This is a genomic window from [Eubacterium] eligens ATCC 27750, from assembly GCF_000146185.1.
In the GTDB taxonomy this organism is placed as follows: Bacteria; Bacillota; Clostridia; order Lachnospirales; family Lachnospiraceae; genus Lachnospira; species Lachnospira eligens.
This window is the reverse complement of record NC_012778.1, coordinates 963,162-974,928: the sequence shown is the minus strand read 5'-3', so window position 1 is coordinate 974,928 and position 11,767 is coordinate 963,162. Positions and strand designations below refer to the sequence as shown.

At 36.5% G+C, this 11,767-nt stretch carries 13 protein-coding genes; all 13 read right to left on the bottom strand.

Going from position 1 to position 11,767, the window contains the following annotated elements:
- Positions 1–2: 2 nt before the first annotated feature.
- The 13 genes from EUBELI_RS04620 to EUBELI_RS04565 all read right to left on the bottom strand — a co-directional run bounded on the left by EUBELI_RS04620 (position 3) and on the right by EUBELI_RS04565 (position 11,761).
- Positions 3–1,706: a DAK2 domain-containing protein gene (locus EUBELI_RS04620; protein WP_012739195.1), complete on the bottom strand. Its 1,704-nt coding sequence runs from the start codon at positions 1,704–1,706 to the stop codon at positions 3–5.
- 44 nt (positions 1,707–1,750) lie between these two features.
- Positions 1,751–2,110, bottom strand: a complete 360-nt coding sequence (locus EUBELI_RS04615) for an Asp23/Gls24 family envelope stress response protein (protein ID WP_012739194.1) — start codon at positions 2,108–2,110, stop codon at positions 1,751–1,753.
- A 253-nt stretch (positions 2,111–2,363) separates the two neighbouring features.
- Positions 2,364–2,549: a 50S ribosomal protein L28 gene (rpmB, locus tag EUBELI_RS04610; protein ID WP_012739193.1), complete on the bottom strand. Its 186-nt coding sequence runs from the start codon at positions 2,547–2,549 to the stop codon at positions 2,364–2,366.
- 137 nt (positions 2,550–2,686) lie between these two features.
- Positions 2,687–2,827, bottom strand: a complete 141-nt coding sequence (locus EUBELI_RS14345; protein ID WP_012739192.1) for a hypothetical protein — start codon at positions 2,825–2,827, stop codon at positions 2,687–2,689.
- Positions 2,828–2,887: 60 nt separating this feature from the next.
- Positions 2,888–3,277, bottom strand: a complete 390-nt coding sequence (locus tag EUBELI_RS04605; protein ID WP_022098535.1) for a GerW family sporulation protein — start codon at positions 3,275–3,277, stop codon at positions 2,888–2,890.
- A 52-nt stretch (positions 3,278–3,329) separates the two neighbouring features.
- Positions 3,330–4,313: a hypothetical protein gene (locus EUBELI_RS04600; protein ID WP_012739190.1), complete on the bottom strand. Its 984-nt coding sequence runs from the start codon at positions 4,311–4,313 to the stop codon at positions 3,330–3,332.
- Between the two features lie 23 nt (positions 4,314–4,336).
- Positions 4,337–4,681: a hypothetical protein gene (locus EUBELI_RS04595; RefSeq protein WP_041688075.1), complete on the bottom strand. Its 345-nt coding sequence runs from the start codon at positions 4,679–4,681 to the stop codon at positions 4,337–4,339.
- A 54-nt stretch (positions 4,682–4,735) separates the two neighbouring features.
- Complete coding sequence (locus EUBELI_RS04590; RefSeq protein WP_012739188.1) at positions 4,736–6,124, bottom strand: hypothetical protein; 1,389 nt, start codon at positions 6,122–6,124, stop codon at positions 4,736–4,738.
- A 15-nt stretch (positions 6,125–6,139) separates the two neighbouring features.
- The gene (locus EUBELI_RS04585; protein WP_012739187.1) at positions 6,140–7,420 is read right to left on the bottom strand and encodes a diaminopimelate decarboxylase; all 1,281 of its coding nucleotides are present in this window, start codon (positions 7,418–7,420) and stop codon (positions 6,140–6,142) included.
- A gap of 191 nt (positions 7,421–7,611) precedes the next feature.
- A complete protein-coding gene (locus EUBELI_RS04580; RefSeq protein WP_012739186.1) occupies positions 7,612–7,929 on the bottom strand; it encodes a leucine-rich repeat domain-containing protein in 318 nt (105 codons plus the stop codon).
- Between the two features lie 30 nt (positions 7,930–7,959).
- The gene (locus tag EUBELI_RS13580) at positions 7,960–8,895 is read right to left on the bottom strand and encodes a lytic transglycosylase domain-containing protein (protein ID WP_012739185.1); all 936 of its coding nucleotides are present in this window, start codon (positions 8,893–8,895) and stop codon (positions 7,960–7,962) included.
- A 63-nt stretch (positions 8,896–8,958) separates the two neighbouring features.
- On the bottom strand, positions 8,959–10,452 hold the full coding sequence (locus tag EUBELI_RS04570; RefSeq protein WP_012739184.1) for a peptidoglycan D,D-transpeptidase FtsI family protein: 1,494 nt from the start codon (positions 10,450–10,452) through the stop codon (positions 8,959–8,961).
- The gene (locus tag EUBELI_RS04565; protein WP_012739183.1) at positions 10,385–11,761 is read right to left on the bottom strand and encodes an FtsW/RodA/SpoVE family cell cycle protein; all 1,377 of its coding nucleotides are present in this window, start codon (positions 11,759–11,761) and stop codon (positions 10,385–10,387) included. Before EUBELI_RS04565 ends, EUBELI_RS04570 begins: the two co-directional genes overlap by 68 nt.
- Between the last annotated feature and the right edge of the window lie 6 nt (positions 11,762–11,767).

Here is an 11,767-nt window from a genome sequence, read left to right as displayed (position 1 = left end):
TCTTACTCAACAGATACAATATAATAATAAACCGGCTGTCCACCAAACTGAAGTTCAACATCTACATCAGGAAACTTTTCTTCAATCTTAGAAACAACTGCCTCGGCAGCAGCTTCTTCAATATCAGCTCCATAGTAAACACTTATAAGTTCAGCTTCATCCGACATCATTGACTCAATCATCTCAAGAAGAGTCTCATCCATATCAGTACCAACTGCAGCAAGTCCCTTATCACCTAATCCAAGATAATTATCCTTCTTAATCTCCTTGCCGTCAATTGATGTATCTCTTACAGCATAAGTAAGCTGTCCAGACTTAACTGTTGAAAGACTGTCTGTCATCGCATCGCCATTATCCTTAGCACTGCGTGTTGTCTCAAAGTTAATCATAGCTGTAATTCCCTGTGGTACTGTCTTAGTAGGGATAACAATAAGTTCCTTGTCTTCAACAATTGATGCTGCCTGGTTAGCTGCAAGAATAATATTGCTGTTATTAGGAAGAACATATATTGTCTTGGCATTAATCTTATCTGCTGCATTAAGGATATCCTCTGTCGAAGGGTTCATTGTCTGGCCGCCTTCAATAACTTCATCAACACCAAGTCCCTTAAAAATCTCTGCGATTCCACTTCCCGGTGCAATTGTGATAAATCCAAAATCCTTAGCTGGCTCAGCTTTTTTCTGTTCAGCTTCAGAATTTTTCTCCATAGCCTGCTTAGCTGCTGCCGCCTGCAGTTCTGACTGTGCAACAACCTTCTGGTTATGCTCCTCTCGCATATTATCAACCTTCATCTTAGTAAGCTGACCATATTCCAAGGCCTTCTCAAATGCCTGACCTGGATGGTTAGTATGCACATGAACCTTAACAATATCATCAAGAGCAACACATACTATAGAATCACCTATCGATGTAAGGAATGCTTTGAAGTCTGCTTCAGTCTTCTCATCAAATTCCTTATCAAGCATAATTATGAACTCGGTGCAATAACCGAACTTTATATCTACATTCTCTACAGCAGCTCCCTTTCCTGAGCCTGGAACTGTCTGTTCAGTGGATGGCTTACTCTCTGTTATAGAAAAATCTGTAACCTTTCCTGTAAGTGCATCATACATTCCCTTAAGAACAACAACAAGTCCCTGTCCGCCTGAGTCCACAACTCCTGCTTCTTTAAGAACAGGAAGCATATCAGGTGTCTTAGAAAGTACATATTCAGCATGTTCAATAATTATACGCATAGCCTCTTCAATATCATCTGTCTGCGATGCAATCTCAGCAGCCTTATCAGAAATCCCCTTAGCAACAGTAAGGATTGTTCCTTCCTTAGGCTTCATAACTGCCTTATAAGCTGTCTCTGTAGCTCTGCTTGTTGCAAGCGCAAGTGTCTCAACAGTAATCTCAGAAACGCCCTTCATCTCTTTAGTAAAGCCTCTTAAAAGCTGTGATAAGATAACACCAGAGTTACCTCTTGCTCCTCTTAAAGAGCCTGATGAAATAGCCTTAGAAAGATTCTCCATATTAGGATTAGCAATAGCACTCACTTCCTTAGCTGCTGACATGATTGTAAGAGTCATGTTAGTACCTGTATCACCATCAGGTACAGGGAAAACATTAAGGTCATTAATCCATTCTTTCTTAGACTCAAGGTTTTTAGCTCCTGCAAGAAACATCTTCTGCACAAGTGCTGCATCTATTGTATTAGTTGCCACGATTATCCTCCATTCTGCAATTAAGCATTATAACAATATTCCTATTAATCAATTACTCTTACGCCTTCAACATATATGTTGATTTTCTTAATCTCAAGGCCGGTAAATTCTGACACTTTATACTTAACATTCTCAATAAGATTATCTGCTACTGCAGCAATGCTTACACCATAAGATATAATAACATGAAAATCAATCTCAATAAGATTATTCTCATCTATAACCACACTGATTCCTCTTGTAAGGCTGTCTCCTTTAAGAAGCTTAACAAGTCCGTCTTTCATGCTGACAGCAGCCATACCCACAATTCCAAAGCACTCAACTGCTGTAGAACCTGCGTACTGTGCAATAACTTCCGAATCAATCGAAACTTTTCCAAGTTTATTCTCCAAAGTTCCCTTCATAGATAGTCCTCCAATACTGCGGCTTGTATTTGTTAACACCCGTAATACGGATGCAAGTTTCGCGCAGTCAAACTTTACATAAAAATATGTATATAAATAGCACAAATATTATACTATCTTTCTACAGAAAAATAAACACATTTTCGAATTCTTTATTAAACTTTGATTATCAAATGAATGTCCAAAAAATAAAGTGAATCGCGTTTTGCGCAATTCACCTTAATATACTGGTATTAACTTTAAAGCTCATAGATTATGCACGCTCAACTAAACCAGAACGTAAGCATGAAGTACAAACATACATCTTCTTAGCATTTCCGTTAACCTTTACTTTAACAGACTTAACATTAGCATTCCAAACTTTATTAGATCTTCTATGAGAATGACTCACTGCATTACCAAAGTGAGGACCTTTTTCGCAAATTGCACACTTAGCCATTTCAATAACACCTCCTTACCGGTATTGGGTAATTTACCCACAACAGAAATTATTGTATCAGATAAAAAAATATTTTGCAACACATTTTTCAAGAATTTTCTTCAAAATTCTCTCAAAAGCACAACATATTGTTCTGATTACTGGCAGAACATGTTATAACCCACAACAATCAATGTAATTATTATGCATACGCACAAGAATACATTATCCATTATAAACAGTGTTATTATCATTCCAACAGCAATCCAGAAGAATATAAATCCAAGCAGTCTGCACATAAATATACTTCCTTAATAAGTATGTTATATAATATGCACATTACATATGTTTATGAAAAACTACTCTGCTGCATCTTCAATAGCTTCATCAATATCTGCATCAGTTACAACCTTTTCATCCTTACCCTTGAATTTGTCAATAACATCAGGAATCATATCAAGAATCTTAGTTACAGTATCCTGATTCTTAATATTAACAAGCTTGGTTGCACCATTCTGAATAACTAAAACCGCGCTCGGTGTAACCTTTCCGGTCATTCCACCACCGGCATTATTCTTCTTATCCCCTGCAAATGCTCCTGCTCCAACTCCAAACGAAACATCAACAAGCGGAAGGATAATTGTATCCTTAACCGTAACCGCATCACCAACAACAGTCTTAGCTGATATAAATGCATCCATCCCCTTAAAAAGTGATGCAACTGTTGAATCAAAATTATTCTCTGCCATAAAATCCCTCCTTGTTTTGCGAAGTACTGTTAACATTATAACATAACCTTCTCTATCTGGAAATAAACTTTTTAAACTGTTCATTTCTATACACTCTTAACGCTATCACAAGCACTGAAAATATACGTATATTTCCTTTCAGGAATATACTGCCCTCTTTAATATTCTCACCAAATACCGGTTCTAAAGAAAGGTCAACTCCTGACATACCATAAAAGATTGATATATAAGCAAGCACTTTGCCCATTGTCGCCGGGTCTTCAAATCCAAGTCTTGCATTAATTCTGTATTTCTTAGGTCTAATAACCTTAATAAGTTTCTTTAACTGTTCCACAAAAAAATGAAAAAGTGCCTTATTATCCTCATCTGTCACAAATTCTTTTGCCTTCTTCACTTTTTCTTTAAGCCTGTCAGCCGCTCCGGAAACCTTTTTTACTGTATCCTTTACAATGTTTATTATCTCTTTAATCTTTGTATATATTACAAAGCATTTATCCTTAACTTTATCAAAGAAGTTCTTATTCTGTGTGGTCTTAGATTCATCTTCTGATACAGTCTCTTTAAGACTCTCTGCAGACTCTTTAATATCTTCCACATTTTTCTTAACAGCCTGTGTATCTTCTTTAGTGTCACTCACAGCCTCAGCCATCTTAATCTGTGGTTTTTTCTCATTTTCCGTAAGCTTCTTGGCTTCATCGTCGTTTACAGAAAAAATATTTTCTTCTGAGTGTTTTGTTTTTTTCTTCTTTGATGTCCTATGTTTTGAAGTTTTTTCTTTTTTTTGATTATTACTGTAAATTGTAATAAAAAGTGCCTTGGCTTTAATTGCAAGTTCTTCATCATACGAAACAAGCACCCTTAATATTCCAAGCCATGACAATTTCGCATGTGCCTTGAACTTACCATGATAATCAGCATCAGCATTATATCTTACCGGCACAAAAAGAACTGCTGCCACAACAATTATTACAAGTCCTAAAATACACGCGATAACTATGCCTGTTATCTTAAGTATAAGCAATAAAACATGCAGCATAGCCCCACCTTTCCAGCAGCATGTCAGCTGCCCTTCCTTAATTCTGTGCCAAACCTAAGATAACCAGCGACATCAACGCCTCCTGTATGGGAATATGTGTCGTCAACTATGCATCTTACCAGTTCAAGTGCCTCATCCCTGCCCTTCGCAAGTCCTACAACATACACTTTATCTCTGTATGATTTATTCTTAAAATGTGGCTGTTTCAGCATATTAGCTGAATAAACATCAAGAATATTATCAGGATTGACAGAAATTGCAACAATATAAGTATCTATGGTAAATCTGCTCTTTCTGATAAGACCAAATGTTTTGTATTTTGCTTTTCTTGCGTTATCCCCAAGATAAAGATATCTATACCACTTCAACTTAACATCCCCCAAAAAACTTAAACTTCTCATATGCACATCAGCACATTTGCATTAGTTATCACTTATCATTGTCTTAATAATCTCAACAACTGCCTTCTGCTCTGCATCATCATTGCACTGCATAAGAGAATTATTAATATAAGCCTGTATCTCTTCCGTATTGTTAAAGAATACCGGAAGACTTGAAAGCACTGATGCCATAACAGCTCTCTTAACCATTACATTCATATTCTTAAAACTGTCGTCAAGTTCCTTAATAAGCTTCTCTGCTGTCTTATCAGCATAAGAATCATCCGGTATCTCTGCAAATACCTCTGATTCAAGCTTAACAAAATCACTGCCTGACTGTAACTTAAGTGTTTTAGACAAAGCATTATATGCAGATAAAAGTTCATATTCCTTAAGCTCATCCACAAAGTTAGCAAGACTGTATTCTATTGCATAATCACCAGATGATACTGCCTCAAGAATTCTTTCCTGTTTTCCTTCAAATGCAGCAAAATCTTCTGAAATATCTTCAAATCTCTCACCTGTAATATAAGCATTTCTCGTCTTACTTAAAACATTCTTGGCATTCTCTATCTCTTCTATTCTGTCAAGTGTATTTCTTCTGGTAAGAACTATAGTGAGCGCATCATTAACAACCTGTGTAAGAAGCACATATACATCTGCATAATCTGTCATCTTCTCAGTTGCAATATCAAGTGCGCCCTTTAGTCTTACATATTCGTCTTTATCAATATTTTTGTAGTCAGCCCCTGCAAGTGTGTTATATATATCATAGACATCAGGAAATTTATCAAATCCCGCCTCACCTGAGAGCATGGCACTAGTACTTAATGTGTAATAGAAATCATCTATCGAGTCCTTTCCTGCACCATGATACAGAGTAAATGCATCCCTGATATGTTCAAAGAATCTATCCTTTAACATTCTTACAGGAAGCTGTCCTACTATCTCTGAAATCTTGCCATTAATAACAACATTATCCTTATCAGACAATATATAATGCATAATCTCATTAGTCATATAGGTATTATAGTAGTCGTAATCAAGTTCACCATCGTTAAATCTGTACTCAACTCTGTTAAGTACATGCTCATATATTCTTAATCTGTCTACATAAGCTGTTATAACTTCCATAATCTCAATAATCTGCTCACGGAATGAATTAAGTTCGTTGAATGCTTCATAATCATCACATTCATCATTCTCCACGAAACGCTCCACAAGCTCATTAAGTCTGTTAATCATGTTAAGAAGGTCTTTATCATTCTGTAAATCTCTTGCAATATCAAGTACAGTATAATAATTCATGGACATTTTTATAAATCCAAGTCCATTATACATGGAACACATTCCATTACCATACTTTAAAAGATTTTCTGAAAGATTCTTTCCCTTTGTAATTTCGCCTGCTATATAACCTAAATTCTTCAATGTATCAAACCTCGTTTATTTTAAATTCAACTTATCCAACGCATCACAGAAATCAAATGTAGCATAGTAATCCTTGATTGTCTCTGCTCGTCTGATCATCTGGACACTGCCGTCTTCCTTAAGAAGAAGTTCTGCTGATCTTAACTTTCCATTATACTGGTATCCCATAGAGAAACCGTGTGCTCCTGTATCATGGATAATAAGATAATCACCCATATCAATCTTAGGAAGCATTCTGTCAATTGCGAACTTATCACTGTTCTCACATAAAGAACCTGTAACATCATACTTATGGTCGCAAGGTGCATCTTCCTTACCCGCAACAGTAATATGATGATATGCACCATAGATCGCCGGACGCATAAGGTTAGATGCACATGCATCAACTCCGATGTATTCCTTATAGATATGCTTCTCATGAATTGCCTTAGTTACAAGACAGCCATATGGAGCAAGCATAAATCTTCCAAGCTCTGTATAAATTGCAACATCACCCATTCCAGCCGCACCAAGAACCTCATCATATACCTTATGTACTCCTTCACCGATAACTGCAATATCGTTAGGCTCCTGTTCTGGCTTGTAGGCAACACCAACACCGCCTGAAAGGTTTACAAATTTAATATCTGCTCCAGTCTTGTCTCTTAACTCAACTGCAAGCTCGAATAAAATCTTGGCAAGTGTCGGATAATATTCATTAGATACTGTATTACTTGCAAGGAATGAATGGATACCAAAATGCTTAACCCCCTTGCTCTTTAATATCTTAAATGCTTCAATAATCTGGTCATGTGTCATACCATACTTGGCATCACCAGGATTATCCATAATAGATGTTCCAAGCTGGAAATATCCGCCCGGATTGTAACGGCAGCTCATTGTTTCAGGAAACTTACCGTCTAATATCTTATCAAGAAACTCAATATGAGTAATATCATCAAGATTAATAGTAGCACCTATCTCATTAGCATATGCATACTCTTCCGCAGGAGTATCATTAGATGAGAACATAATCTCTTCCGGCTTATAATCAAGAGCGTAACCCATCATAAGCTCTGCCATAGATGCACAGTCAACACCGCAGCCATAATCCTTTAATATCTTTAAAATATATGGATTAGGAGTAGCCTTCACAGCAAAATACTCTCTATAACCTTTATTCCATGAGAATGCTTCCTTTAATCTCTTAGCGTTCTCTCTGATTCCCTTCTCATCATAGAGATGATAAGGAGTCGGATATGTCTTGTCGATTTCCTTAAGCTGTTCAAGTGTAACAAATGTCTTTTTCTTACTCATTATCTTCCTCGTTTCTGTGCTGAATTTCTAAAAATCTTTCGCAAGCCCACGCACACAGCACCAACGCATAGTCAGGCCACTGTAAGAAATCCTATATTATGCAGAAATATTTGTCAAGTTTTTAGTCGGATACGACTATAAAAAATAAGAAGCCCACATAAGGCTTCTTATTAATCCAGTACCTGAACTGATTATAAATTAATACATCCTTTAAATGCATCAGGTGCAACTTTTACATTACTACCATAATCTGCTTCTTTAAGACTTGTACAATTAATAAACGCTTCGCTTTCAATTGACTTAAGAGACTCTGGAAACTCCACCTTCTCAAGTCGTCTGCAATTTTCAAAAGCATTGAATCCTATTGTCTCAACTCCATCTGGAAAAGCAACTTCCACAATATCATCCCTGTTAGAGAATAAACCTTCTGTTATTCTTGTAAAATCAGACTGGTCAATCTCTTTAAATGTTCTGTTATACAATGTCACTTTAATTCTGTTACTGTTCATAATTTTCCCCTCTTTCCTTGTTAGTTAAGACTACAAATCCAAAAGCTTAAGAACAAGCGGGCTTATCACAGACGCCTGTGCCTGATATATGGACTGTGGATCATTCTTATACACAGAATCATATGACGCATTATTGAGAAAATTCACATTAGCTGTCATAGCATCATATGACAGTTCTTTACCTGAATATATATAACCGGTGCTATTTTCTGCCATATCATTATCAGGTAATTTCCGTCCCACGTCCATATTCTTAATTACATCCGAATCATTGTCTGTAACTACATTATACAATCCTACTGATAATCTGTCATCATTATTAGTAGAAATTGTCCCAATTAATTTACCAGCCTCAGCTGATGTACCCAATGTACTTTTCTTAATTTCAATATCAGGTGCAATGACATTCTGTGCAACACTAAAATCTGTTGTGGATGCACCATCTATTGTCTTTGAATCCCCTGCCAGAGATCCACCTAATATATCATTAATTTTATTTATGTAATTAACAGTTTCATCATATGGAGGCACTCCTCCGTATTTCTGTACAGAACCGCTTCCTGCATTATAAGCAGCAAGTGCAAGAGTTGCATTACCATTATAATTATCCAGAAGTTCTGATAACAGCTGTGCCCCTGCATATATATTCTGTTTTGCATCAAACGGATCAGTAACCCCATAGCTTTCTGATGTAAATGGCATAAGCTGCATAATCCCCTGCGCTCCACATCCTGATACAGCATCCGGGTCAAATCCTGATTCAGCCTTTGCAACAGCTTTAAGAAAATTCTCATTAATTCCAAACTCTTTTGCTGCCCCTGCAAATATGCTTTCAAGCGAATCATCAACGGCTATGTCATTATATATTTTATCGAAATCAGTTCCCGATGTGGCATTAACGCTGTTTCCTGTACTGACAAGATATGCGCTGCCATCTATCGGACTAATATTGTTAACTGTACTCATTATATTTCCTTCTTAAAAATTAGTAATTCATCAATAAAATTATACATACTGTGTGACAGAATATCAATAGCCAAAATAAGTATCAAATACAGCTTTAGCTACATACTGTGCACTTGAGACTCCTGAATATCCACCTTCAAGAATAACACATACCGCTATCTGCGGATTATCATATGGTGCAAATCCTGTAAACCAGCTATGATATTTTTCTGAATCATCATACTGTGCCGAACCTGTCTTTCCTGCCGCTTCATACGAAGAATTCTTCATTGCATAACCGGTTCCTGAAGTAACAACTGCTCTCATGCATTCCGTAAGATATTCAGCCTCTTCTGCTGACATTACTGTATCTATTGCTGAAGGCTGGTTCTTTACAACAACTCTTCCCTCACTGTCACTGATGTTATCGACCATATAAGGTGTCATCATAACCCCGTCATTGGCAACACTTGCTGCAATCATAAGATTATGAAGAGGTGACATCATTGTTTTTCCCTGTCCTATGCCTGTTTCCTGCATTTCACTGACTGACGAATCTTTAGTCACTGACATTGTACTCTTTGAGTACTCGAATCCAACAGGAAGATTAGAATTAAACAGGAAAGTATTACACAGATTAATAAATGAGGTTTTATTAAGCCCTGCTCCAATCGTAGAAAACGCTGAATTGCAGGAATTAGCAAATGCTTTTCTTAAATCCTCATATCCATGTGCCGTATGGTCAAAACATGCAATAGTCGTTCCACCTGATATATATGCCTGTCCATCACAGTTATATGAATAATTATAATAATCATTCTGATTCTGCCTTATATATGCAAGAGCTGTAATTATCTTGAATGTTGAACCCGGAGGATACAATCCCTGTGTAGCCCTGTTTAAAAGTACCGAATCAGAGCTGTCATAAGTAAGCCATTCATCATAATCGGTATTTACTACATTTGCATCAAATGTTGGATTAGATACCATTGCAAGAATCTTACCCGTAGATGGTTCCATTGCTATAACTGCGCCCTTATTATTACCAAGTGCCTTATATGCTGCCTGAGTAAGCTCTAAATCAAGTGTTGTTGTGACATTATGTCCCTTTGCCTTACCTCCTGATATATCATTTCCAATCTGGTCAAGCACATTGTCAGTTTCCTTAAGAAGATAGAAATTCTGTGACTGTTCAAGTCCTGTTTTCATTCCGGTAAGAGAAGTGAATCCAACAGAATGACAGAACAAATCATCAAATGGATAATATCTTTTTTCATTGCCATCTTCATCAAGCAGCGTTGTCGCAAGTACAGTTCCATCATCTGACAGAATATCTCCTCTTATAACCTTTGCTTCCTGACTGTCAACTCTTTTATTATATGGATTATTAACAACCTTGCCGGCATCCTTTATATTGAATACGCACAGATAAACAATTGTAGCCATAAAAAGTCCTACAAAAAAGAATGCTATTATATTAGTTTCCTTATTTCTTAAATCCTTCTTTTCATTATCTACTATATCGTTCTGTGCATTTTTGTTTTTTCTTTGTCTGACCTGCTTTTTGTTTTCTGCCATCTTTCCTGTCACCTTCATCCTGTCTCATAGTATACATTCCATTTATTAATGCAAACATTATCAGTGAGCTTAATATTGAGCTTCCTCCGTAACTTACAAAAGGAAGTGTAACGCCTGTCATTGGTATGAACTTAATCGCACCTCCGACAGTTAAGAACACCTGAACCCCATATGTAACACCAAGTCCTACTGCCACAAGACGATAAAAAAGAGTCTTACATCTTGAAGCTATATTCATCATAAGAATAAGATTATTAAGACACACCAGGAATAGGGCTATCGAAAATATAAGTCCAAATTCTTCAGATATAGCAGAAAACATAAAATCTTTCTCTGCCACAGGTATCTTATCAGGCATACCCTGACACAGTCCATAACCAAACCATGACCCCATTCCTATTGCAAAAAGAGACTGACATATCTGATATCCGCTTGTATCAATATATTCCCACGGATTACGCCATACAATAACTCTCGCTCTCACATGTGCAAAAAGCTTATATGCAATAACAGATGCACCTGCTCCGGCAATCAGTCCTGCCCCGGCATAGACCAGTTTTCTTGTTGCTATATAAAGCATTGCAATATACACCACAAAGAATATAAGTGCAGCACCAAGGTCAGTTGAAAGCACAAGAATAATAACATGAAGTGCTGCAAACGCTGTAACAATACATGTCTGTTTAAATGTCGTTGACTTATTAAACATCGAAGCAACAAACATAACATACAAAATCTTAACAAACTCTGCCGGCTGTACAGAAAACGCGCCAATACTTAAAGTAAGATTTGCACCATATACCTTGCTTCCTAACAAAACAGCACATAAAAGCACAAGCCCTGTGATACAATATATCCATCCAAAATTTCTAAAGCTTTTAACTGTCTTTAAAAGCCATGGAACCATAAACATTATTACCGTTCCAAGCACAGCAATTACGAACTGTTTTACACATTTGTCAAAATTAAGCCTTGCAATCATGATAAAGCCTACCGCCATGAGCATGCACATATTATTGACAAGAAGCCTTGAAGCCTTTGGATACAATATATAATAAAATGCTATGAATATTATAAGATATATAAGCTGCACAAAATAAAAACCTATATACTTCACATCCTGCTTCATTATATACAATACATAATATCCAAGAAAATGTATCGCAAATATTATAATATACTGCTGGACATATATTCCTTTTCTCTTTTCTTCCTTATGGATTATTGCTCCTCTGTAAGCAGAAAGAACATAAAACGCCATCAGAAACGCAAATATGTATTTTGTAAGTTCAATAAAAACTGACTGCATAGCAAT